The organism is Bradyrhizobium brasilense (genome assembly GCF_029714345.1).
In the GTDB taxonomy this organism is placed as follows: Bacteria; Pseudomonadota; Alphaproteobacteria; order Rhizobiales; family Xanthobacteraceae; genus Bradyrhizobium; species Bradyrhizobium australafricanum.
On record NZ_CP121669.1, the window covers coordinates 2,383,980 to 2,408,624 of the forward strand.

Genomic DNA, 24,645 nt, shown 5'->3' on the forward strand with positions numbered 1-24,645 from the left:
GTACACCATGCAGAAGAGAAACAGGACGGTGGCCGTCATTGGTGCCGGCGATTTCATCGGCGGCGAGATCGCCAAGAAGTTCGCCTCCGAAGGCTTTACGATCTTCGCCGGCCGCCGCAATGGCGACAAGCTGGCGCCGCTGGTCAAGGAGATCGAGGCTGCCGGCGGCGAGATCCATGCGCGTTCGCTCGATGCGCGTAAGGAGGAGGAGATCACGGCCTTCCTCAACGACGCCGACAAGCATGCGCCGCTTGAGGTCTGCATCTTCAACATCGGGGCCAACGTCAATTTCCCGATCCTCGAGACCACCGAGCGGGTGTTCCGCAAGGTCTGGGAGATGGCCTGCTACTCCGGCTTCCTGGCTGGGCGCGAGGCGGCGCGGCTGATGATGCCGCGCGGCGAGGGCAACATCTTCTTCACCGGCGCCACTGCGTCACTGCGCGGCGGCAGCGGCTATGCCGCGTTTGCCAGTGCCAAGTTTGGCTTGCGTGCCGTGGCGCAGGCGATGGCCCGCGAGCTGGGGCCGAAGAACATCCATGTCGCGCATCTGATCATCGATTCCGGCGTCGACACCGAATGGGTGCGGCAGCGCCGCATCGAGGCGCTCGGCCCGAACGCGCTCGACAATCCCGATCTCTTGATGCCGCCGGCATCGGTCGCGGGCGCCTATTGGCAACTCTATCAGCAGCCGAAGAGCGCCTGGACCTTCGAGCTGGAAATCCGGCCCTTCGGCGAGAAGTGGTAGGGAGCCGGTCAGATGGAGCTCGCGCTATCCCCTGAAGATGCGGCGTTCCGCGATGAGGTTCGCGCCTTCATCAAGGACAACTACCCGGCGGAGATGCGCGTCGCTAATCCGGAGACCGATCTCTCCAAGGAGCAGATGCTGCTGTGGCATCGCATCCTGCATGACAAGGGCTGGATCGCGCCGCTCTGGCCCAAGGAATATGGCGGGCCCGGCTGGTCGATCACCCGCCGCTTCATCTTCGAGCAGGAGACGACGCGCGCCGGCACCATGCCGCCGCTGGCATTCAGCGTCACCATGGTCGGCCCGGTCATCTACACCTTCGGCAACGACGCGCAGAAAGGGAAATTCTTGCCGCGCATCCTGTCCGGCGAGGACTGGTGGTGCCAGGGCTATTCGGAGCCGGGCTCCGGCTCCGACCTCGCCACCGTGCGCACCAAGGCGGTGCGCGACGGCGACCATTACATCGTCAACGGCCACAAGACCTGGACCACGCTGGCGCAGCACGCCGACTGGATATTCTGCCTGGTTCGTACCGATCCCACAGCCAAGCCGCAGTCCGGCATCTCGTTTCTCTTGATCGACATGAAGTCGCCCGGCGTCACCGTGCGGCCGATCATCACCATCGACGGCTCGCACGAGGTCAACGACGTCTTCCTGGAGAACGTCCGCGTCCCCGCCGAGAACCTGATCGGCGAGGAAAACAAGGGCTGGACCTACGCCAAATTCCTGCTCGGCAATGAGCGCACCAGCATGGCCGGCATCGGCCGCTCGACGCGCTACATCGCGCGGCTGAAGAAGATCGTGAAGGCCGAGATCCCCGAAGACGATCCGGCGCATCTGGAGTTCATCAGGGACATCGCCCGCGTCGAGCTCGACGTGCTGGCGCTGGAGGCGACCGAGCTTCGCGTCGTCGCCCAGATGGCGCGCGGCATCGACCCGGGACCGGCGGCCTCGCTGTTCAAGATCCGCGGCACCGAAATCTTCCAGGATATCACCGAGCTGACGCATCGGGCGATCGGCAATTACGGGCTTGCGATCCGCGAGCATCCGGTCAGCGCCAATCACTTCATGCCGGGCCCCGACTACGGCCACACCGCGTCGGAAAAATACCTCAACTCGCGCAAGCTCTCGATCTACGGCGGATCGAACGAGATCCAGCGCAACATCATCGCCAAGGCAGTGCTTGGTCTCTAGCCACAAGCAACGAGGATCGGATGGATATCCAGTTCACGGAAGAGCAGGAATTGTTGCGGTCCAGCGTCCAGCGGCTGCTGCGCGACCAGTATGATTTCGACGCCCGCCGCAAGATCGTCGCGAGCGAGGAGGGGTTTGGCCGCAAGCAATGGGCTGAATTCGCCGAGCTCGGCCTGCTCGCCGCGCCGTTCTCGGAAGCGGTCGGAGGGCTCGGCGGCGGGCCGCTGTCGACCATGATCATCATGCAGGAGTTCGGCCGCCATCTCGTGGTCGAGCCATTCGTCGAGACGGTCGTCGTGGCGGGCGGCTTGATCGAGCAGGCAGGTTCCGACGCGCAGAGGCAAGCGTTTATTGCCGACATCATCGCAGGCACGAAACTTTGGGCGCTGGCCTGGACCGAGAACGGCTCGCGCTTCGATCTCGCCACCGTCACCACCACGGCGCGCCGCGAGGGCGACGGCTATGTCCTCACCGGAGAGAAGACGGCGGTGCTAGCGGCGCCGTGGGCGGATTATCTGATCGTCTCCGCACGCACCTCGGGTCATCGTCACGATCGCGGCGGCGTCAGCCTGTTCGTGGTCGATCGCCGCGCCGCCAATCTCGACCTGCAAAGCTTCAGGACGATCGATGGCCGCAGGGCGGCCGAGATCAGCCTGCGCGGCGTGCGCGCGGAATTGCTGGGCAGCGAAGGCGGGGGCGTCGCCGCGCTGGAAGCCTGCCGTAACCGCGCGATCGGCGCGCTCTGCGCCGAGGCGGTCGGCGCGATCGGCGAGCTGAATGCGGCGACGCTGGACTATTCCAAGACGCGAAAGCAGTTCGGCGTCACGATCGGCAGCTTCCAGGTGCTGCAGCACCGGATGGTCGACATGTTCATCGCGCATCAGGAGGCGCTGTCGCTGATGCAGCATCTCAGCCTCAGTCTCAGTGACGATGAGGCCGGCGTGTCTCGGCTCGCCTCCGGCGCCAAGTCGAAGATCGGCCATGCCGGCAAGTTCGTCGCCGACCAAGCGGTGCAGCTGCATGGCGGCATGGGCATGGCCGACGAGCTCAATGTCGGCCATTACTTCAAACGGATTTCCTCCATCAACATCCAGTTCGGCGATCCCGCCTATCACGTGCTGCGTTATGCGCAGCTCGACGCGGTCGCCTGATTCAGAGAGGCAAGCATGTCACAAGATGCAGTCATCGTCTCCACCGCGCGCACCGGCGTCGGCAAGGCCTATCGCGGCGCGCTCAACAACACCGACGGCCCGACTTTGGCCGGGCATGTGATGGCCGAGGCGGTGAAGCGCGCCGGCATCGCGCCCGGCGAGGTCGAGGACGTGGTGATGGGCTGCGCCATGCAGCAGGGCACCACGGTGATGAACGTCGCGCGCAAGGGCGCCATCCGCGCTGGACTTCCCGTCACGGTCGCTGGGACCACCATCGACCGGCAATGCGCCTCCGGCCTGCAGGCGATCGCGGTCGCTGCCCGCTCGGTGATATCAGACGGCGTCGAGATCGCGATCGGCGGCGGCATCGAGTCGATCAGCCTGGTGCAGAACGAGCACATGAACAGGTTCCACGCCGTCGACGACGAGCTGATGGCGATGAAGCCCGAGATGTACATGTCGATGCTGGAGACCGCCGAGGTCGTCGCCGAGCGCTACGGGATCGGCCGCGACAAGCAGGACGAGTACAGCCTCGAGTGCCAGCGCCGCGTCGGCGCCGCGCTGCAGGGGGGCCGCTTCAACGACGAGATCGTGCCGATCACGACCAAAATGGCCGTGGTCAACAAGGACACTAAGGAAGTCAGCTACCAGCAGGTGACGCTGGCGAAGGATGAGGGCCCGCGGCCGGATACCACAGCGGACGGGCTCGCCAAGATCAAGCCGGTGTTCGAGGGCAAGACCATCAGCGCCGGCAATGCCAGCCAGCTCTCGGACGGCGCCTCGGCCTGCGTGATCATGAGCGACAAGGTTGCCGCGCAGAAGGGCCTGAAGCCGCTCGGCATCTTCCGCGGCTTCGTCGCCGCCGGCGTCGAGCCGGACGAGATGGGCGTCGGCCCGGTTGCCGCGATCCCGCGGCTCCTCAAGCGGCACAACCTCAAGATCGACGACATCGATCTCTGGGAGCTCAACGAGGCCTATGCGGTGCAGGTGATCTATTGCCGCGACAAGCTCGGCATCGATCCGGACAAGCTGAACGTCAATGGCGGCTCGATCGCGATCGGCCATCCCTACGGCATGACCGGGGCGCGGCTCACCGGTCACCTCTTGATCGAGGGCCGGCGGCGCAAGGCGAAATACGGCGTGGTGACCATGTGCATCGGCGGCGGCATGGGCGCGGCGGGCCTGTTCGAAATCGTCCACTGAGCGGAAACGCGGGAGAGACTTGTGAAGACAGCAATCACTGAACTGTTCGGCATCCAGCATCCGATCATCCAGGGCGGCATGCATTTTGTCGGCTTCGCCGAGATGGCGGCCGCGGTGTCCAACGCCGGCGGCCTCGGCATCATCACCGGCCTGACCCAGAAGACGCCGGAGCTGCTGGCGAAGGAGATCGCGCGCTGCCGCGACATGACCGACAAGCCGATCGGCGTGAACCTGACCTTCCTGCCGAGCTTCACCGCGCCGCCCTATCCGGAGTATATCGCCGCGATCCGCGAGGGCGGCGTCAAGGCGGTGGAGACCGCGGGCCGCAGCCCGGAGCAGTACATGCCGGCGCTGAAGGCGGCCGGCATCAAGGTGATCCACAAATGCACCTCGGTGCGGCATTCGCTGAAGGCCGAGAAGATCGGCTGCGACGCGGTCAGCGTCGACGGCTTCGAGTGCGGCGGTCACCCCGGCGAGGACGACATCCCGAACATGATCCTGCTGCCGCGCGCGGCGGACGAATTGAAGATCCCGTTCGTCGCCTCGGGCGGCATGGCGGATGCGCGCAGCCTTGTCGCCGCGTTGTCGATGGGTGCCGCCGGCATGAACATGGGCACGCGCTTCATCGCGACGAAGGAAGCACCGGTTCATCCCAATGTGAAGCAGGCGCTGCTCGACGCCGACGAGCTCGACACCCGCCTCGTGATGCGCGCGCTACGCAACACCGAGCGGGTGCTGAAGAACAAGGGCGTCGATGAGCTGCTCGAGATCGAGCGCGAGAAGGGCGCCAGGCTGAAGATCGAGGATATCCACGAGCAAGTCGCCGGCGTCTATCCGAAGGTGATGATCGACGGCGAGATGGATGCCGGCGCCTGGAGCTGCGGCATGGTGGTCGGCCTGATCAATGACATCCCGACCGTCAAGGAGCTGATCGACCGCATCATGACCGAGGCCGAAGCGATCATCCGGCAGCGGTTGACCGGCTTCCTCGACGGCAAATTCGAAACCACGGCGGCCCGCGCGGTCGCCTGACGGGAGAGTGCCATGACCGAGCATGTCAAGGTTGAGATCGCCGCCGGCGTCATGACGCTGACCTTGCAGCGGCCCGAGAAGAAGAACGCGCTGACCGGCGCCATGTATGACGCCATGTCGCAGGCGCTGAAGCAGGCCGAGACCGATCTGGCCGTCCGCGTCATCCTGTTCCAGGGCGACGGCGACAGCTTCACCGCGGGCAACGACCTCGCCGACTTCGCGAGCCAGGCACGCGGCGAAAGCGCAGTCGATAGCCCCGCGCATCGCTTCATCGAGACCATCAGCAAGGTCGGCAAGCCGCTGGTCGCCGCCGTGCAGGGCAATGCGGTCGGCGTCGGCACCACGATGCTGCTGCATTGCGACCTGGTCTATCTTGCCGAGAATGCGCGGCTGATCACGCCGTTCGTCAACCTCGCTCTGGTTCCGGAAGCGGCGTCGAGCTGGTTGCTGCCCTTGAGGATCGGGCATGCGCGGGCCTATGCGATGTTCGCGCTTGGCGAGCCGATGGATGCGCAGGGCGCGCTGGCATCGGGCCTCGCCAATGCCGTGGTACCGCAGGCCGATCTGCGCAAGAGGGCGCATGACGCGGCGATTGCGCTGACCAGGCGGCCGGCGGGGTCGCTCGGCATGACCAAGAAGCTGATGCGCGAGCAGCAGCGGATCGCGGCGCAGATCGCCGAGGAGGGCGTGTTGTTCAAGGAACGGCTGACGACGCCCGAAGCGCGCGAGGCCTTTGCCGCCTTCGCCGAACGACGCCAGCCAGATTTCACCAAGCTGTCTGCCTGACCGGCGGCGGAACTCACGGACATATCGAGGGAGTGAAAAGCATGGGCGTCGTGGGCAGCCATCAATATCCCAGCATGGAATCCGTGATCTACGGCAAGCCGGCAGCCGAGGCGCTGCGCGAGGAGGCCGAGCGGCTGGGCGCCAAGCGCGTCTATCTGATCGCCAGCCGGACGTTGAACACCACGACCGACGAGATCGAGAAGATCCGCAAAGCGCTCGGCGATCGTCATGCCGCGACCTTCGACGGCGTGCCGCAGCACACGACGCGGGACGTTGTGACGCAGATCGCGCGGCAGGCTAGCGAGGCCAGGGCGGACCTCGTCGTCGCGCTCGGCGGCGGCTCGGTGGTCGACGCGGCGAAGATCGTGCTGATGTGCATGGAGCACGAGATCTTCGAGCCGGCCGGGCTCGACGGCTTCGAGACCACGCCGGATCGGCGCTTTGGGCCGTTCCGCTCGCCGAAGGTCCGGATGATCGCGATCCCCAGCACGCTGTCCGGTGGCGAATACAATTCCGGCGCGCTGGTCACCGATACCAGCCGCAAGCTGAAGCAGATCTTCAACCACCCGATGATGATGCCGCGCAGCATCATCCTCGATTCCGCGATCACGAAATATACGCCGGAGAAGCTCTGGCTCGGCTCCGGGACGCGGGCGATGGATCACGGCATCGAGGCGATCTGCTCCAGCCGCCCCAACGTGCTGGTCGATGCGGTGTGCCAGCAGGGGCTGCGCTATCTGCACGACGGCCTGCTGCGCACCAAGGCCCACCCCGACGACGCGGCGGCGCGGCTGAGCTGCCAGCTCGGCTCCTGGCTGTCGGCGTTCGGATTGCAGTCGCGGGTGCCGATGGGCGCCAGCCACGCCATCGGCCATGTGCTCGGCGGCACCTGCGACGTGCCGCATTATTTCTGCACGGCGGTGATGATGCCGAGCGTGCTGCGCTACAACCGCCCGGCGACGGAGGCCGCCCAGCAATCGATCGCTGCCGCGCTCGGCGCGCCGGGGCGCGATGCCGGCGAGGCGTTTGCGGCGTTCATCGCGGAGCTCGGCCTGCCGCGCCGGCTTGCCGATGTCGGCGTCGGCGAGGACCGCTTCGAGCTGATCGGTAAGAACGCCATGCTGTCGATCTTCACGCGGGCCAACCCGCAGCCGATCCGCGAGCCCAGCGACGTCGTCAAGATCCTGAAGCTCGCCGCCTGAGGCATCAGCACCGGAGCAGCCGCCATGGCCGCCTTGCGCATCTTCTCCTATCTGCCGAACCCGCGCGTCTGGAAGGCAACCATCGCGGCGCGGTTCTGCGGCATCGATGTCGAGGTCAGGGGCGCCTCGGGCAAGGAGTTGCGCGACTGGTTGTGGGACTATGATGCCCGCCCGCTGGCGGAGCATGAGCGCGCCTCGCTGTCGTCGCTGGCACGGACCGGACGGGTCGGACTGACCGGCGCGCAGTTGTTCAAGACCGACGCGTTCATGGCGGCGCAGCCGTTCGGTAATGTGCCGGCCGCGTTCGGCGCCGACGGCAAGGTCGGGATCTTCGAATCGAACAGCATCATGCGCGCGGTGGCGCGGCTCGGCGAGGCGAAGTTCCCGCTCTACGGGCGCGACGCCTATGAGGCGTCGCGGATCGACAGTTTTCTCGATGTCAGCCTGGTGTTCGCGCGGGACTCGCAAATCTATCTGCTGGCGCTCTCGGGCGGCACGGTCGATGCGGCCATTCATGCGCGTGCCAAGGATGCGTTCGCGATCTATGCGTCCGGCATTGAGCAGGCGCTGTCGCCGCGGCGGGAGGCGCTGGTCGGGAACGGCATCTCGATTGCCGACATCTGCTTTGCCGCCGAACTCGCGCTGTTCATGAATGAACATGCGCGGACCGAGCAGCTGCAAAAGCAAGGATTGGCGAAAATTCTGCACCCGGGCGTGCAGGATGAGTATCCGCTGATGTTTGCGCACTTTGATCGCCTGATCGCGCACGAGCATGTCAGGCCGGACCTCAAGCCTTACGTCGAGAAGCTGCTGTCGAAGGCGGCCGCCTGACCATGAAGGCCAAAGGCCGCAACGCGGAGGGTTGATCGCATGACCGCACCTGTCTGTCTGATATCCGGCGTTGGGCCCGGCACCGGCTCGGCGCTCGCCAGGAGATTCACTGAGGGCGGCTATCGCGTCGCGCTTCTCGCCAGGAACGAGGCGCGCCTCGCCGCGCTCGAAAAGCAGCTTCCGGGCGCAAAGGCCTATCGGTGCGATGTGTCCGATCCCGCGCAGGTCGAGGCGGTGGCCTCGTCCGTGGAGCGTGATCTCGGCAGCCCGGGCGTCGTGATCCACAACGCCGTCGGCGGCGCTTTCGGCACCTTCCGCGAGATCGATCCGGAGATTCTCAATCGCAACTTCCAGGTCAACACGATGGGACTACTGTACCTGGCACGGCGATTTGCCCCGGCGATGATCGCTGCCGGCAAGGGCGCCATCGTCGCGACAGGCAACACCTCGGCGTTGCGCGGCAAGGCCGGCTTCGCGGGGTTCGCGCCGACCAAGGCGGCACAGCGGATTCTCGCCGAGGCGATGGCCCGCGATCTGGGGCCGCAAGGTGTTCACGTCGCCTATCTCGTGATCGATGCCGTGATCGATCTGGAGTGGACGCGGAAGCGCTGGCCGGATCGGCCGGACGACTTCTTCATCAAGCCGAAAGCGATCGCCGACGAGGTCTGGCACGTCGCCCATCAGGATCGCAGCGCGTGGTCGTTCAATGTCGAGATCAGGCCGTTCGGCGAAGCCTGGTAGCGCCGCGCGCCGGTCGCAAGAGTTGGAATTCATAAAAGCTCAGGAGGAATTTCATGGTGTTGAAGACGTTTGCCGTGTCCGTTGCGATGCTTGCGGCGCTTGCCGCAGCTCCAGTCCGCGCCGAAACGCCAGGGGTATCGGAATCGGAGATCAAGGTCGGGGCGACGTTCCCGTTCAGCGGCCCGGCGTCTCCGCTCAGCAACACCGGCAAGGGGTTGATCGCCTACGTCCATTCCGTCAATGACCGCGGCGGCGTGAACGGCCGCAAGGTCAACCTCATCACCTATGACGATGCCTACACGCCGCCCAAGGCCGTGGAGCAGACCCGCAAGCTGGTCGAGAGCGACGAGGTGGCGTTCCTGTTCAGCCCGCTCGGCACGCCCGGCATCGGCGCGACCATCAAATACGTCACCGCGAAGAAGGTGCCGCATCTGTTCGTCGTCAGCGGTGCGACCAAGTTTGCGAATTTCGCGGAGTTTCCGCTGACCACCACGGGACTGCCGAGCTACAACACCGAAGGCAAGATCTACGCAAGATACATCACGCAGACGGCGCCCGATGCGAAGATCGCGATCCTCTACCAGAACGACGATCTCGGCCGCGATTTCGTGGCCGCGTTCAAGGAGGTGCTGAAGGCCGATTTCGACAGGAAGGTGGTGACGTCTCCCTATGAGGTCACCGAGCCGACCATCGAATCCCGCGTGGTGACGTTGAAGGCGTCGGGTGCGCAGGCGTTCCTGATCGCCGGCACGCCGAAATTCGCGGCCCAGGCGATCAAGAAGGCGAACGAGATCGGCTGGTCGCCGCTGACCATCGTCAACTACGTGTCGAGCTCGGTCTCCGCGACCATCGTGCCGGCGGGGGCAGACAAGGCGGTGGGCGTTGTCGTGGCGACCATCACCAAGGATCCGAACGACAAGAAGTGGGCCGACGATCCCGGCATGAAATGGTATCGCACCCATTTCGAGAAATATCTTCCCGGCGCCGATATCGGCGACAACAATTATCTGTTCGGCACCCAGCAGGGCCAGATCCTGGAGCAGGTGCTGAAGCAGTGCGGCGACGACCTGTCGCGCGAGAACATCGTGAAGCAGGCGCGCAACATCAGAGGGCTCGTGCTGCCGACGCTGATGCCGGGCATCACCATCAACACAAGTCCCGACAACAGCATGGCCTATACGCAGCTTCAGTTGCAACGCTGGACCGGAAGCTCATGGGAGCAGTTCGGCGGCGTGCTGAGTGCCGACCTGAACTGAGCCGGGTCGACCGAGGCGCTAGTGGAGCCGACGTGCGATCGGCTTCGCCAGCGTGCCTTGCCACTCCCGCGGCGATGACCGGCCGCTTGACCGCAGGCTGTTCAGCAAGGCGGTGGTCTTGGGCTGAACCCGCGAGCCGTCGACCACCTCGAGCCGGCCGCAGCGGTTGAGCGTGTGCAGCTTGCGACCGGTCCACAGCGGCCCGGGCTTGAGCAGATGGCGCACGGCTTGTCGGTAGGTCGTCGGCGACAGTTCGAGCACTTCCGCAAGTCCGAGCGCCGCGCCGTATCCGTTGGTGCAGTCCTGCACCGGCCGCCACAGCTTGCCGTTGATGGTCACGAAATTGCCGGCCGGCCGCGTCGTCGCGCGATCCATCAGGATCGGATTGCTTGCATGCGGCCGCCACGGGCCGAGCAACTGTTCGGCGTAATAGATCGCCAGCGTGTCGGAATATCCGCCGGTGCCGTCGCGCCAGGCTCCGAACATGTAGTAGAGGCCGTCATGCTGCGTGATGGTCGCGTCGGCGAGTTCGAGCCCGGACAGCAGCGTGCCTTGCCGTTCCCACTTGTCGGGAAAGCGAACGCATTTGTAGATCGGGACATCCCGATGCGCGGTGCTTTCCGGGATCATCCACAGTTCGCCGTTGTTCTCGATCAGGAACGGGTAGGACAGGTGCCACGGCTCTTCGAGCACCGGCAGCACCGTGCCGACCGGACCCTTGCCGTCGAATTCGATCGCGGAGATGATGCCCTTGCCGGTGCGGTGGTCGAGGTCCTCGAAGAACACGAAGGTCCTGCCCTGCCACTTCACCGGGACGGGATCGGCATAGAAGTGATTGCCGGGATCGCCGAGCACGTTCCAGGCAGGCCCCGACAGGTCACCGGTCCGCCAGACATCCGCGTTGTCGGCGTAGCGCCAACCGACATGCCAATGCGGCGCATAGCAGCAGAGACGGTAGATTTCCTTCGCGATCGAGGTCGCGACGCCGCGCAGGACAAAGGGCGCGGGATTTCGCGGCGCGCTGGCCGCCGGCACGGCCAGTTGCGGGACCAGTCGCGGAGCCCCCGACAATATCGGCGGCAGCATGGACAAGGTGCGCGCCATCACCGTTTCGAGCCCGCCGCTCAGGCCGGCGGCGATTTCCGCTGAGGGATGGCCGCGGTCCATCACCGCGCCGTCGAGCTCGTTGACGATTTCAATCACCGGCAGGTCGCCGGCGAGAATGGCGGCCAGTGCGGCGGCTTCGCCCGCCTGTCCGTTGAAGCGCGGACGGAGATAGAGCCTGGCGGAGCGGTTCGGGTCCCGCGCGGCAGTGGTGAAGTCGACAACCACATCGGGGTTGCCCAAGCGCGGTCGTTCCGCAATCGCCTTCAGCCTGTCGGCATCGCCGGCCTTGCCTCTGCGCAGCACGATGCGTTCGAGCTCGAACAGCATGTCGAGGCCGGCTGGCCTCGGCCCCGGCGTCGTAGTCCAGGCGATTTGAACGGGAATATCCTGATCGCTGACGCGCAGCGTCTCGCGGCGCATCCAGAGTCGCGCCTGCGCGCGATCGCAGCGAAACTCGATAATCATGTCCAGCCCAATTTCCTAGTGCGCGTCCACTCCCACGGCATTGCCGAGAATGCGGACGTATTCCTCTATCATGGCATCTAACGAATAACGCGACTTCAGGCCCACGGCACTTTGCCGCAGCTGATCGCTCAACAAACGATCGGTCAGGACTTTCGACACGGCGGCCGAAAACTCCGCCTCGTTCGCCGCGTCAACGAAGACCGCCGCGGGCTGTCCCTGGTAGGACAGCACCTCGCGCAGCACGGGAAGATCGTTGACAACGCAGGGAATGCCGGCGCTCGCGGCTTCCACCGCAGCGAGGCCGAAGGTTTCGGCCTGCGTCGGAAAGACGAAGACGTCGAGGCACGCCAGGAATTCGGCCATCTGGCGCGGTGGGATCTCGCCGATGAAGTGCAGCCGGTCCGCGACCTTCAGCTCGCTCGCCAGGGCTCGCAGCCGTTCCTCATCCGCGCCTTGTCCGGCGAGGGCAAGATGCCAGGATTGGTCGGCGGCCAGCAGGCGAATTGCCGCATCGAGCCGCTTGTGCGGATGCAGCCTTGCCGCGCAGCCGAGCAGCGTGCGATCCGGCGGCAGCCTGAACTGCTGCCGCGCGACGTCCTTCGGCAGGCTGTGCGACTTGTCGTCGAAGCCGTGCGGGACGTGCGTCATGCGCGCGCGATAGGTCGCGGGGTAGCGGGCGTATTCACGCTCCATGTCCCGCGAATTCAGCGTGATGCACTGGAAGAAGCCGGTCGAGCCCATGAAGATGTCGGCGGCGCGCACCGGCATGCTCATCGACATCGCCGAGGACACCTGATTGGCGATCACCGGAGCGCGGCTGACGAGCCGCGACACGCCTCCGCCGATCATATTGCCGAAGTGCTGGAAGGTCAGCACGACATCGGGCCTGATGGTCCTGAGATGACCGGCGAGCGTCCACAGCATCCGCAGCAGGGCCAGGGGATTTCCCGGGCGGGTGGGCGCGCAATAGAAAGTATTGGGCGGCTCGTCGAAGGAATCCGATTTGCGGAAGAAGAACAGGTTGGCCACCTCGTAGCCGCGCGCGGAGAGGCCCGCGCCGAGCAGCCGCGATATCTCCTGCGCGCCGGCGTTCTCGGCCTGGGTCTGCACCAAGACGACACGCAGCTTTGGCTTGCCCACGTTCGATTGATCGCGTGGCGCGGTCGATGCCTCGCGCAATTCTATGCTTGGCCTGTAATGGAGCACGGCTTCCTCACCCGTCGAAGGAATGAAATCGTCTCCCTCGCTATTGCGCGCGTACTTATCACGCGAAGCGCGCTCGTAGACCGAGTAGCGCGTGTTGAGGTTACTGCTCATTTAGTGCGATCAGACATTGCCAGCAATCGAGAGCCATTGTTTCACACATAGGGTACAGCCGGCTCGTTAACTAATTGGTTACGTCCGCAAGAGGAGGGGGTAACCGTGGATTAACCATAGATATTTACGTTGGAGCAGCACTGTCAGTTGAATTCGAGTAACAGCCCCATGAAGTTCGGTAGCCGCGTAGGCCCGAGACGTTCCGAAGCCACGGAACCCGCCGCGTCGTGGGAAACTGCTGGCGTGCCGACCAGCCGATCCTCTGCGGAAACCACCAAGGGCGTGCTTAGCATTCCCGGCGTGGTGGCTTTTTTCCGCGAGAACGGTCAACGCATTCTGATGCTCGCCGCGGTGATCTTCGCGGTCGGCGTCATTCTGCTGATGTTGATTCCGGCGCGCTATGCCGCGACCGCGCTCGTCGTGGTCGACCCGCGCGAGCAGCGCGTCACCACCGATCAGGACGTCCTGCCGGGCATCGGTCAGGATGCCGCAGCACTGCAGAGCTATGTCGAGATCGCCAAATCCGACGGATTTCTCGGGCCGCTGATCGAGCAGCTCAAGGTCGCCGAGGACAGCGACATCTCCGGCGGCAGGACCGATCCCACGCGCCTGCTCGACCGGTTCCGCAACCGGCTCGACATCTCCCGGCGCGGATTGACCTATGTCATCGCCATCAAGTTCACGTCCAACAACCCGCAGCGCGCGGCGTATTACGCCAATGCGGTGGCTGCGGCGTTCGTCGCCAGCCAGCGCGGCACGCGCAGCGTGGCGACCGACGAAGCCGCCGACTGGCTGAAGAGCCGGCTCAAGACGTTGAACGACCGCTTGCGGTCTTCGGAAGATGCCGTTGCGAAGTTCAAGCTCGAGCACCGGATCGTCAACGCCGGCAAGGAATCGACGACGCAGCAATTGCGCGTCACCGATCTGACCCAGCAGGTCGCCGCCGCGCGCGCCCGCACCGAGGAGGCCAAGGTTCGCTACGAGCAGCTGCAGCGCGACCTGAGGGCCAATGTCGACGGGCCCGTCAAGCAGGACCTGCTGAGTGCGCTGCGCGCCCAGCGCTCCGCGCTCAACGACCAGATCGCACAAAAGCGCGGGGTGCTGGGCGACCGTCATCCGGACCTCGTGATGGCCCTCAGCCAGCTCAGCGATCTCAACCGCCAGATCGAGATCGAGCGGAAGAAGAACATCGACACCGCGAAGTCGGAATATGAGGCGCAGCGCGATCAGCAGAAAGCGCTCGAGGATCAGCAGAAGGCGGTCGAACAGCAAATCCTGGTCGACGGTCAGGCCCTGGTCAAGTTGCAGGAGCTGCAGCGCGACGCCGACGCCAACAAGAATATCTACGAGCAATTCCTCTCGCGCTACAAGACCACCGACGAGCAGCGGCTGCTGCAGAGCTCGCAGACCAAGGTCGCATCGCCCGCGACGCCGCCGGTGCGCTCGACGCTGCCGCCGCTTCCGCTGTTGCTGGTCGCGCTCGCGATCGTCTCGCTGCTGACGTCGACGGCGATCGTCGCTGTTCCCGGTCTGAATCTGAAGCAGCTCCCGATCAAGGCCATTCCGCCGCTGCGTCGGGCCGAGGCGCCCGCACCGCCGGCGCCCGCCGCGCCGCAACCCGCGCCGCCGCCGGAATTGCCGGTGCTGGCCCGCATTCCCAACATCGCGTCGCCGGATGCCGTCAGGAGCGTCTGGCAGACCCCGATCCCGTCGACGGCCGAGCCCGATCTCGCGCCGCATCTTCAGCTGCTGATCGAGAACATCGAGCAGCTTCCGGGAGAGCACGGCAAGGTGGCGCTCCTGCTATCGGTTGAGGGCGGTGCGGGCGGCAGCACCGTTGCACGGTCGCTGAACCGATCCGCCGTCAAGAACGGGATGCTCAGCGTCCTGATCGAGATGGAATCCAGGCGCGCCGAGTCGGCGCCGTCGCAAGGATCGGGGATCATCAAGGCCGATCTGCCGTCCGTCGTCGAACTGCTGGCTGCCAGCAGCAAGGCGCCGCCCTATCCGCCGGACGATATTCGCGCCGATTTCGGCCTGATCATCGTCGACGCATCGTCGCTTGCCCTGCAGCCGGCCGCGGTGGCGCTGGCTGCCCATGCCGACCTGGTGATCCTCGTGGTTCGCGAAGGGGCGGCCAACTCGGCTGCGATTGGCAAGGCGCGGGCCGATTTATCCGGGTATGGTTCGGTCCCGACCGCGCTGGTCGTCAATCGCGTGGCGGTCGATGCCGCCGTTCGCGGTCGCCAGGGCGAGGCGCTCGGCCTGGCGAGCTGAAGGCGGTTCGGCTGAAGCTAGCGCCTTTTTCGTTCCGATAGTATCGGAACGCGGCTCTTCGCTCGAAAAACGCTCTAGTCGTTGCTGTCCGCAACGCGGACCGCGTAGGCGTCACCTTTCGACGGCCACAGATGCGACAGTACCAGAATGGATGGGTCGACGCCGGTCCGCCGCCGGCACAGCACGTTGAGCGCGATGGTGGCGACGACCAGCGAAACCGTCGCCGAGATCGCGGCGCCGAGCACGCCGAGCCACGGGATCAGCACGACAAATCCCAGCAGCCGCAACGCCACATTGGCTGCAACGACGGGAACATAATCGCGCTCATGGCCTGTCAGCTGCAGAACAGCGGCAGAGGGTCCGCCCGCCGCCTGGAAGGCCGTTCCGATCGCGAGCACGATCAACACCCACTGCTGCGCCGCGAAGTGCGGCCCGAACAGGCCGAGCAGATGGGGGGCACCCACCCAGACGATGACGAGTCCGCTGAGTACGCAGAGCGCGGTCACCTCGGCCATCAGCTTCAACGTATGTTCGAGCTCGCCGTGGTTCTTGCTGAAATACAGCGAGGGGAGCCGGCGCGCGCCGAATGTGTAGAGCGCAGCCGACAGCATCGCGAAGATGTTCGCCAGCCGCGAGGCGGCGAAATAGACGCCGGCGGTGGCCGGGTCCAGCATCCAGTAGACCAGGATGACGTCGAAATACTGGTTTGCCGCTTCGAGAATGGAGGCGAGCCAGAACCGGAATGCGCTCTTGTTCCAGCGCGAGGCCTCGAAGCGCGCCGTGACCGACCGCAGGTTCGGCAGCGCCCGCATGATCGATACGATCTGCACGACGAGCCCGAGCGCCATCGCGGCCGACATCGCGCTGAACAGCTCGGCAGGAGTGAGTTGCCGGTGGCCGAACAGCACCGCGATCAGGAACAGGACGACGGCGACGCGCCAGAAGAACTCCCGATTGCCTTCGCCCATCAGGATGCTGACCAGGGATCGCGCGATCTGGCTGCCGAGCATGAGCCCAGCATTGATCGCGGTGAACGCCGAGACCGACAGGATCAACAGCCACCACTCGCCGCGAATGCCTGCCACCGCGGCGATCGCGGCGATCGAAATCAGCATCCCGATCGCTGAGTTCCTCAGGCTCGTCAGCAGCACACCCTTGGTGAACTCGGCCTGGCCGCGCACCTCATACTCGTTGAGAAACCGAACCAGGAGCAGCTCCTGGCCGACCAGGCCCACCACCGAGGCGATCTGGGCGACAGAGAGCAGGGTTGCGAAGTTTCCAAACGCGTCCGGCGTCATCGCCCGCGCGGCGAGCGAGAACAACGCGAATGCGAGCCCGCCGCTACCAACCTTGAGCAGGATGGTCCCGGCAACGCCGCGCGTAACGTCGCGCCGTAACAGTTGGAGCACGGAGGCAATCACCAGAGACGTCTCAATATCCAGTCGGGCTGTTGACCGCTGCAATCGGTGAAGCCTGGAGTGTTAATGTTCTCTTGCTAAGATTCCGTTCCTTTCGAACGGCTGCCGGGCCCAACGCAGTTGTGAACAGGGCCAGGTCGCGTTGCTCCATTCTGGAACGGCGCCGTCTGCCCTGTCTCCAAACGGCGCAGGTTGGATTTGCCTCCAGCGTCCAGTCCAGTGGTGCGGACCTTGCCGGAAGAGACTGCGCTTGTGCGTCAACGCCATTTGTCGCTGCTCGATGGCCTGGCGATCGCCTCGCCATCCCGCTGCGGAGCCTGCAAAGGATCGGTTTCATGGCCGACCGTCGTGCAAGCCATGTGCCGAGAGACCGCTGATCGTGGTCCGGAGGTTTTCATTAACCGCAATTCTGGAACTCGCCATGCTCGATCGGCAAGGCGGCCCCGCAGGCAAGGAAATTGCAGTTCTGCGGCCAACCAGAGCTTTTCCCGTTCCGATGGAATCGGAACGGGGTTCTAGATTCTTGTTTTGACGCGTTTTCTTCACGCGAACCGGTATCGACTTCGCTCGAAAACGCTCTAGCCGTCGGAGCGGACGAACATGATTGCCGAGAAAAGTGCGACCAAGCCAATCGTGGCCTGCGAGACCGAGGTCATCGAAGCGGACGTCGCAATTGTCGGAGCCGGTCTGGCAGGCTCGCTCGCAAGGGCTGTGCTCGCCCGAGCCGGATACCGCGTCGTCCTGATCGACAAGCGATCGATCCCGCCGGACGAATTCCGGGTTGAAAAAATCGCCGGACGGCAGATCGACATCTTGCGCCGCCTCGGCTTCATCGACGACGTCGAGGCCATTGCCGCGCCCTATGACCGGGTGCTCAACATCAGGAGCGGCAAGCTGGTCGATATCGGCGTCGGCCGGTCCTACGGGATTTCCTATGCCAACCTCGTCAACATGGCACGCGGCCTGACGCCCGATGCGTCGAGCTTGCTGCTCGACCAGGTGACCAATGTCAGCTGCAGCGAGGAACGTCAGCAGTTGACGCTGGCCTCCGGAAAGCGCGTCGTCTCGCGTCTGGTCGTTCTGGCGACCGGCATGGCGAACTTGCTCGGCCATAATCTCGGAATGCGCCGGCAGATGCTTGCTGCGCGCCACTCTGTCTCGTTCGGCTTCACGATCGCACGGCCGGACAACGCGCCATTCGATTTCGATGCGCTGACCTGCTATGGCGAGCAGGCGGCTGACGGCGTCGACTATCTCAGCCTGTTTCCGATGTCGGGCGGCATGCGGGCGAACCTGTTCATGTTCCGCGATCCGACCGATCCGATCATGCGCGAGCTGCGCCGCGACACCAGACGGACGCTGCTTCGCCTGATGCCGGGATTGCAGCCCCATCTCGGCGATTTCGAGGTGGTCGGCCAGGTGCAGAACTGGGTCATGGATCTGACCGTGACCGAGGGCCATCTGCAGCCCGGCGTCGTGTTGATCGGCGATGCGTTTCAGACCAATTGTCCCGCAGCCGGAACCGGCGTGGGCCGCCTCTTGGTGGATGTCGAACGTCTTTGCACGGACTATGTGCCGCGCTGGCTGGAGACCGCCGGTATGGGCGCGGACAAGATTGCGCAGTTCTATTCCGATCGGGACAAGCTCGCCGCGGATCAGCACTCGCTGCACCTGGCGAGCTTCCGTCAGGCCTTGACGCTGAACACCGGTGTGCGCTGGAACTTGCGGCGGAAGCTGCACTTCCTGCGCCGCATGATCACGCACCGGGTGGACCGGATTCGTCCGGGATGGGTGATGCGCGTCCGCAGCGCGCTCCGCTGATCGGGCTGCCAGCGCCGGGCGGCGCTAGCGCGTGCCGGTCGAGGTGCGGACCGGCCTGAAATCGGTCACACGCTTGGCGGCCTGCTTGATCCAGGGCGCCTGCTTCAAGGCAAACAGCGCGAGCGAGCCGGCCGCGCTCCCGGCCCGCGTCACGGCCGACATCGGCGTCGGCTGACCGCCGAAGTACGTCTTGTAGGGTTCGTCACCGATGGTGAAGTCCAGCACCCGACCGCCGCGCTCGATGCAATCCCTTGCGACGCTCTCGAATGTCAGCGCGCCGATCGATTGGCTCTTGTACCCCTCGACATCGAACGCCGTCATGACGACAAGGAGGCTGTCACGGTGAACCAGCCCAAGGGCCGCCGCGATGACTTTGCCGTCCATCTTCATGGCGTAGAGCCGGGTAAACGAGCCCATGCCGCGAAGCGCCACGCTCGAGTAGAAATCGAAATACTCCGGTCGCTGCAACAGGTCGCCATCACCCTGTTCGTGAAACCGCGGACCGCGAAACTTTCTCATCGTCTCCATGGCTTCGCCGACGGAAGCGCTATCGTCGCAGCATGAGAAGGTGAGCGTGCCCTTCTTGTGGATCTGGCGCCATTTCTTTGCCAGCTCCTTCTGGTACGACTTTCCCATTGCATTGATCTGCCATTGCTCGAACGGCGCGACCAGGACCGTCGCGTAAGCATTGGTATCCATCAGGCTGCGATGGGGCGCTCCGAGCAGATTCTCGATCGGCATCCTCGCATCGAGCAGCTTGGGTATGCGCAGCAGGTCGAACGGTCGCAGCAGCTGTCGAAGCCTTTCGCAGGCACGCTGGTCTTGCAGCAGGTCGGTGAATGTCGCGATGCTGCACACCGGCGACAAATAGTCGGACACGCGGAGATCGGCGAATTCGATGGTGCGCATCGGGCCGCGCCGCACGCGCAGCATCGGCAGCACGGCCGCAAGCGACTTGTTCGCACGATGGCGGACGGCGACGACCAGCGGCTTGGCCGACGCAGCGGGAGCGAGCTTGCGATAAAGGCTGTCCAGCCATAGCGGATGCTGGAAGGCGGTCGCGTCCGAGCCTTCAAATAACTTCACGTACTCTTCAGACAGGAAGTCGAATGCGTCGTCGATGCTGACATCGAACGCGTCATCATTCTTGTTCATGTGAGACCAAACAAAACGACAGTTTCAAAGCGCCGATTGTATCCGGCACGCCGCCCTTATAGCAAAGGTCGATCGGCTCGGGCAGCGGCAGAATACGATTTGTATTAATGCAATGCCTCGACCTTTGCACATTGTTGCTGGGTCGAGCCCTTGGCTTCATCGCATCGACTGCGATCGGCTGTCATCTCAACGTGGCCGCGTCCGAAGGATCAGCATCGTTAACAATTCCTTAAGGATCAGCTCAATCGCGCCGTGGTGAGATATCGCACGCGGTCTGGACCGGATATTGCAGTTAAGGGCTCGCAAGTCCTGGAGTCCCGCCGAAATGCTGAGTCACAGCCAAAAAACCCGCGCTTCCTATGCAATTTCGTCCCCGCAGGCCGACCGCAAGCCGCCTCGGCGTCTCAATTCGGACATGGCTGCTCCGCCTGTCCGGATTTGCGACACGTCGCGGGCCGAGCGGATGTCCCCGGCGCCGGCGCAGATCGGATCATTGCCACACGGCGCTCCGGAGCGGCGTATCAATCCTGTCGGCAGGGCTGCGACTGCCAGTGTCCCCCGGGCGACCATCGGTGGGCTGCGGCTCGCCGTGCTCGATCGCGAGCAGACCGCCGAGTTCATGGTCGAGGCGGTGCATCCGAACCGGCGCGCCAATCGTCCGCTGTATCTGACCTCCGCCAACGGCGAGGTGCTGTCGCGCTGCTCGACCGAGCCGATGACGGACCGGCTGTTCCGTACCGCCGACCTGATCAACGCCGACGGGCAACCGCTGGTCATGGTGTCCAAGCTACGGTCGCCGAATCCGCTTCCCGAGCGCGTCGCGACCACGGATCTGTTTCACGACGTCGCACGCAAGGCGGAAGAGCTCGGGCTGACTTTTTACCTGTTCGGCGCCAACGAAGCCGAGAACAAGGCCGCCATCGCCAATGTCCGCCGGGCCTATCCGGCACTCAAGATCGTCGGCCATTCGCACGGTTATCTGCGCGGCGACGCGCTGCGGACCAAGGTCGACGAGATCAACGCCCTGGCGCCTGATTTTCTCTGGGTCGCGCTCGGCGTGCCCTATGAGCAGGCTTTCGTCGACCAATTCATGCCTCGGCTCGGCAATGTCGGCGTCATCAAGACCTCGGGCGGGCTCTTCAACTTCCTGTCCGGCTCGCGGCCGCGTGCGCCGAGATGGATGCAGATCGTCGGCCTCGAATGGGCCTGGCGCCTGTGGCTCGAGCCGCGGCGACTGTTCTGGCGCTACCTGACGACCAACCCGCACGCGCTCTATCTGCTGTTCAACCGGACCCGATCCTCCTCAACGAAAGACTGACGCCTCTCACGAGTGCAATGTGCTGCTCCGATCCACCGGAGCAGCAAGCTCATTCCATGAGCGGGGTACAACCGAATGGACGGACGTGCGATCGACAGTTCGATCTGGCAGGCACCCGGCGTCGGGGCGGAGAATTTCGCCAGGACCGTCGTCGGTTGGTCGATCACCATCAATGTGATCATGTCGATGGGGACCTTTCACGCGGCGCTGCTTCCGACTGAATTGACCCTGGTACAGCAAGCCGTCGCCCTGTTGATGTGGGGCGTCCTGATTTACGCAAGCCTGTTCATCCGTCCTTGCCTGCGGCTGGCCCTCAATCTCGACACGCTCGTGATCGTCGCGTTCTATGCGTTTGCCACTGTTTCCGTGCTGTGGACCAACCTCGGCGTGGCGGCCCTGATGAAGGCCGCGGCGCTCGCAATCACGACGCTTGGCGCGTTCTGCATGATCACCCGCGTCGATATCGACGACATCGTGACATCGGCCACCCGCGGCCTGTTGGTGCTGATCGCGGCCTCTGCGCTCTGTGCGGTGATCCTGCCGGACATCGGAATCGATCAGACCTGGATGCACAAGGGGCAGTGGCAGGGGGTCTTCGAGTCGAAGCAAACCCTCGGCTTCGCCGGGGCCTATCTCATGTTCTTCGCCTGCTATCGAAAGATAGCGGGACAAGGATGGCTGTCGTTCCTCGTGACGTTCGTGCTGGCCTCCACCTGTGTCATGCTTTCGGAGTCGCGCGGCGCCGGCGCCCTGTCGTTGGTTGCCTGCGCGCTGCTGCTCACCTCCCTGTGGTCGGTCCGGTGCATGCAGGTCTACGCGATCCTGCCATGTGTCATGTGCGTCGCGGCCGCGCTATTGATCCTGTATTTCTACACGACCGGATACGATTCGATTCATGCCTTCGACACGACGATCGACTTCACCGAGCGAACCTTCATCTGGCAGTACGCCATCAGCCATTTCGATGACGCGCCGCTGTTCGGATTCGGCATCAACGGTTTCTGGACCAATCCGGCGATCTACGACTATTTCAACCAGAACCACGGCTGGGTCCTCGACAATTATCACAACGGCTATATCGCCATTCTCGTCGAGACCGGATTCCTGGGCTATTTCCTGTTCACGGCGAGCGTCTTCCTGTTTTCCTACAAGGTGCTCTGCCTGATCGCAGCGCGGGCGATCGACCGCCTGCACTGCGCGTTGATCATCGGGTTCGTCTTCCTCAACTGCCAGACCAATTTCACCGAGACGGTCTTCCTTCGCTCGACGATGTTCACGTCGGTGCTGCTGATCGCATTCTTCCTCGCCATCTGCCGGCCGGTGCCGTCATCGCGCGTAGATCCGCGCGAGTTGGAGCAGCCATGACCGCGTTCCGATTGCTTCTGCGAAGAGCCTTCGTCATGCTGGCGGCGGCGGCGCTTGCTGTCCCGCTGACCGCACCGGCGAATGCGGCGGGGCGGGGCGCATCGCCGGACGCCGCGGCATTGGGGCGCGGCATCAATATCCTCGGCTATGACGGCATCTGGGAAGGCTACCGGAACGCGCCGTTCCGCCTGGAAAACCTCGCCGCGATTCGCAGGGCCGGCTTTTCCCATGTCCGGATCAACTTCTTTGGCTTCAGGCATATGGATTCCGGCAACATCCTCGATGATGCCGTCCTGCGGCGCCTCGATGCCGTGATCGAGCAGGTGCTGGAGAATAGGCTCGTTCCGATCCTCGATGAGCACGACACCGATCTCTGCCAACGCGACGTGGCCGAATGCGGCGTGAAGCTCAAGGCATTCTGGCGCCAGATCGCATCGCGCTATGCGGGGAAATACCCGGCGCTGGTGTTCGAGATCCTGAACGAGCCCGGCGGCAACATGACCTCGGCCGAATGGAATGCGCTGCTCGGCGATTGCCTTGCCGTCATCCGGGATACCAACCCGAAGCGCAATGTCGTGGTCGCGATCCTGAACACCGAGGAGCTGCCGATCGATCAGCTGGCGCTGCCGGCCGGCGACCGAAACCTGATCGTCACATTCCACTATTACCTGCCGCTGCAATTCACCCATCAGGGCGCGCCGTGGTCGCCGACCTTCTCGAAGATCGGTCCGTTGCACTGGGGCTCTGCGGAAGACGAAGCCAGGGCCTCGGCCGATTTCGACAAGATCCGCTCCTGGTCCGAGAAGGAACAGCGCCCGATCTATCTTGGCGAGTTCGGTGTCTATGAACGTGCTCCCGCGGAGAGCCGCGCGACGTATCTGTCGTTCATGACTCGACGCGCGGAACGCAATGGCTGGGCGTGGGCTTACTGGCAGTTCGACCACGATTTTGCGGCATTCGACGGCGCCCGGCAACGCTGGAAGGCGGATATCCTCCGCGCGATCATCCCTCCGGTCCGCTAAGCCGTTCGATTGGGCGCAGCGTCCGATTCAGGATCGGCTGGCGGCCTTGACGACGCGATTGTCCCGCGCAACGAGCACGCCACCCTTGTAGACTGAACGCCCGGACGGCCGCGCCACCACGGCCTCCTGGATATGCACGGCGTTCAGGGTCACGAAATCGGCCTTGGCGCCGACATGCAGGCCGTAGTCCTCGAGCCTGAGCGCCTTGGCGCCGGCCGCGGTGATCATGTCGAACGCGATCGCGAGTTCCTCATCGGTGTAGAAACCCGAGCGGTATCCGATCATCATGGCACGGCCCAGCATGTCGGCGTCGCCATAGGGCCACCAGGAGTCGCGGATGTTGTCGTTGCCGCTGAACACGGTGACGCCGGCCTTTCTCAACACGGCGACGGGCGGGAACGGCCGGCTACCCGGCGCATTCGTCATGATCGCCACGCCCGAGCGCGCCAGACTGTCGGCGGTCTTCTTCAGCGCATCGGCGGGAATGTCGCCGAGCCCGTAAGCGTGGCTGACGGTGACGCGGCCCGCCATGCCGAGCGCGCGGGTTCGCGCCGCGATCTGCTCGACCTCGAAGGCACCGAGCATGCCGCCGTCATGAAGATGGATATCGACATCGACGCCGCGCTTTTGCGCAACGCCAAACACGACGTCGAGATGGCCCTCGACATCCCGGTCGAAGCTTGCGGGATCGAGCCCGCCGACCGCATTGGCCCCGAGCTTGACGGCCTCGTCGAGCAGTTGCGGCGTGCCGGGGCTGGTGAGGATGCCGTTCTGCGGGAACGCCACGAGCTGGATATCGATCAAGTCCCTGTATTCCTCGCGAACCCTGAGGATGGTCTCCAGCGACTTCAGCCCCACAGAGCCGTCGACCATGACGTGGCTGCGCATCCGCGTCGTGCCATGGCCGATGCAGAGGTCGAGCTGGTTCCGCGCGCGCACGTCCATCGGCGCGGCGGCGGCAAGGTTCTCGGCCTGAAACGCCACCCGCTCATGGACGTCGAATCCGTCGGTGCAGGGACGGTGCGGCCGCCAGCTATCGCCGTAAAAACTGGTGTCGAGATGAATGTGGCCTTCGACGAAGCCGGGCACGACCAGCGCATTGCCGAGATCGACGATCTCGACCCCGCTCGGGCGTTCGCCTTTCGCCTCGATCGCAACGATGCGGCCGTCACGGACCAGCATTTCGCGGCTGGCGCCGTCACCGAGCCTGGTGTTGATGAAGAGTTTGTCGGCTGGCAT

The 24,645-nt window shown here is 64.4% G+C and carries 20 protein-coding genes; 15 read left to right on the forward strand and 5 right to left on the reverse strand.

Annotated features, from left to right (window positions below):
* Positions 1-7 precede the first annotated feature (7 nt).
* Genes QA635_RS11015 through QA635_RS11060 form a run of 10 tightly spaced genes read left to right on the forward strand, consistent with a single transcriptional unit; the run spans position 8 to position 10,141 of the window.
* Entirely contained in the window at positions 8-745 is a 738-nt protein-coding gene (locus tag QA635_RS11015) for an SDR family oxidoreductase (RefSeq protein WP_016845326.1), read from the forward strand.
* Between the two features lie 12 nt (positions 746-757).
* Positions 758-1,939 carry an acyl-CoA dehydrogenase family protein gene (locus QA635_RS11020; RefSeq protein WP_283068867.1) on the forward strand — a complete coding sequence of 394 codons (1,182 nt, stop codon included), beginning with the start codon at positions 758-760 and terminating at the stop codon, positions 1,937-1,939.
* Positions 1,940-1,959: 20 nt separating this feature from the next.
* Entirely contained in the window at positions 1,960-3,090 is a 1,131-nt protein-coding gene (locus QA635_RS11025) for an acyl-CoA dehydrogenase family protein (protein WP_283068869.1), read from the forward strand.
* Positions 3,091-3,105: 15 nt separating this feature from the next.
* Positions 3,106-4,293, forward strand: a complete 1,188-nt coding sequence (locus tag QA635_RS11030) for an acetyl-CoA C-acyltransferase (protein ID WP_283068871.1) — start codon at positions 3,106-3,108, stop codon at positions 4,291-4,293.
* A 21-nt stretch (positions 4,294-4,314) separates the two neighbouring features.
* Positions 4,315-5,325 carry an NAD(P)H-dependent flavin oxidoreductase gene (locus tag QA635_RS11035; protein WP_283068872.1) on the forward strand — a complete coding sequence of 337 codons (1,011 nt, stop codon included), beginning with the start codon at positions 4,315-4,317 and terminating at the stop codon, positions 5,323-5,325.
* 12 nt (positions 5,326-5,337) lie between these two features.
* Positions 5,338-6,111: an enoyl-CoA hydratase-related protein gene (locus tag QA635_RS11040; protein ID WP_283068873.1), complete on the forward strand. Its 774-nt coding sequence runs from the start codon at positions 5,338-5,340 to the stop codon at positions 6,109-6,111.
* A 41-nt stretch (positions 6,112-6,152) separates the two neighbouring features.
* Positions 6,153-7,313 (forward strand): iron-containing alcohol dehydrogenase, encoded by a 1,161-nt coding sequence (locus QA635_RS11045; protein ID WP_283068874.1) that lies wholly within the window; start codon positions 6,153-6,155, stop codon positions 7,311-7,313.
* Positions 7,314-7,337: 24 nt separating this feature from the next.
* Positions 7,338-8,144 (forward strand): glutathione S-transferase family protein, encoded by an 807-nt coding sequence (locus tag QA635_RS11050; protein ID WP_283068875.1) that lies wholly within the window; start codon positions 7,338-7,340, stop codon positions 8,142-8,144.
* A gap of 39 nt (positions 8,145-8,183) precedes the next feature.
* Positions 8,184-8,885, forward strand: a complete 702-nt coding sequence (locus QA635_RS11055) for an SDR family NAD(P)-dependent oxidoreductase (protein ID WP_283068876.1) — start codon at positions 8,184-8,186, stop codon at positions 8,883-8,885.
* Between the two features lie 53 nt (positions 8,886-8,938).
* The gene (locus tag QA635_RS11060) at positions 8,939-10,141 is read left to right on the forward strand and encodes an ABC transporter substrate-binding protein (RefSeq protein WP_283068878.1); all 1,203 of its coding nucleotides are present in this window, start codon (positions 8,939-8,941) and stop codon (positions 10,139-10,141) included.
* 18 nt (positions 10,142-10,159) lie between these two features.
* Here the strand turns inward: QA635_RS11060 and QA635_RS11065 are convergent, their stop codons facing one another.
* Together QA635_RS11065 and QA635_RS11070 are read right to left on the reverse strand one after the other, a co-directional pair.
* Positions 10,160-11,713, reverse strand: a complete 1,554-nt coding sequence (locus tag QA635_RS11065; RefSeq protein WP_283068880.1) for a glucosamine inositolphosphorylceramide transferase family protein — start codon at positions 11,711-11,713, stop codon at positions 10,160-10,162.
* A gap of 15 nt (positions 11,714-11,728) precedes the next feature.
* The gene (locus tag QA635_RS11070; protein WP_425249180.1) at positions 11,729-12,919 is read right to left on the reverse strand and encodes a glycosyltransferase family 4 protein; all 1,191 of its coding nucleotides are present in this window, start codon (positions 12,917-12,919) and stop codon (positions 11,729-11,731) included.
* A 279-nt stretch (positions 12,920-13,198) separates the two neighbouring features.
* Between QA635_RS11070 and QA635_RS11075 the strand changes: the two genes are divergently transcribed.
* Entirely contained in the window at positions 13,199-15,307 is a 2,109-nt protein-coding gene (locus tag QA635_RS11075) for a GumC family protein (RefSeq protein ID WP_425249145.1), read from the forward strand.
* A gap of 74 nt (positions 15,308-15,381) precedes the next feature.
* On the opposite strand, the gene QA635_RS11080 is transcribed toward QA635_RS11075, so the two are convergent.
* Positions 15,382-16,707 (reverse strand): lipopolysaccharide biosynthesis protein, encoded by a 1,326-nt coding sequence (locus QA635_RS11080; protein WP_425249181.1) that lies wholly within the window; start codon positions 16,705-16,707, stop codon positions 15,382-15,384.
* Between the two features lie 618 nt (positions 16,708-17,325).
* Between QA635_RS11080 and QA635_RS11085 the strand changes: the two genes are divergently transcribed.
* Positions 17,326-18,546 carry an FAD-dependent oxidoreductase gene (locus QA635_RS11085; RefSeq protein ID WP_283068885.1) on the forward strand — a complete coding sequence of 407 codons (1,221 nt, stop codon included), beginning with the start codon at positions 17,326-17,328 and terminating at the stop codon, positions 18,544-18,546.
* Positions 18,547-18,570: 24 nt separating this feature from the next.
* Here the strand turns inward: QA635_RS11085 and QA635_RS11090 are convergent, their stop codons facing one another.
* Positions 18,571-19,701 carry a GNAT family N-acetyltransferase gene (locus QA635_RS11090; RefSeq protein ID WP_283068886.1) on the reverse strand — a complete coding sequence of 377 codons (1,131 nt, stop codon included), beginning with the start codon at positions 19,699-19,701 and terminating at the stop codon, positions 18,571-18,573.
* Between the two features lie 463 nt (positions 19,702-20,164).
* Here QA635_RS11090 and QA635_RS11095 point away from each other — a divergent pair, with 463 nt between their 5' ends.
* The 3 genes from QA635_RS11095 to QA635_RS11105 all read left to right on the forward strand — a co-directional run bounded on the left by QA635_RS11095 (position 20,165) and on the right by QA635_RS11105 (position 23,406).
* A complete protein-coding gene (locus tag QA635_RS11095) occupies positions 20,165-21,019 on the forward strand; it encodes a WecB/TagA/CpsF family glycosyltransferase (RefSeq protein ID WP_283071592.1) in 855 nt (284 codons plus the stop codon).
* 75 nt (positions 21,020-21,094) lie between these two features.
* Positions 21,095-22,384, forward strand: a complete 1,290-nt coding sequence (locus QA635_RS11100; RefSeq protein WP_283068887.1) for an O-antigen ligase family protein — start codon at positions 21,095-21,097, stop codon at positions 22,382-22,384.
* The gene (locus QA635_RS11105) at positions 22,381-23,406 is read left to right on the forward strand and encodes a glycoside hydrolase family 5 protein (RefSeq protein ID WP_283068889.1); all 1,026 of its coding nucleotides are present in this window, start codon (positions 22,381-22,383) and stop codon (positions 23,404-23,406) included. The genes QA635_RS11100 and QA635_RS11105 overlap by 4 nt, the downstream gene beginning before the upstream one ends.
* A 27-nt stretch (positions 23,407-23,433) precedes the next feature.
* Here QA635_RS11105 and QA635_RS11110 read toward each other — a convergent pair whose 3' ends face one another.
* Complete coding sequence (locus QA635_RS11110; RefSeq protein ID WP_283068891.1) at positions 23,434-24,645, reverse strand: amidohydrolase family protein; 1,212 nt, start codon at positions 24,643-24,645, stop codon at positions 23,434-23,436.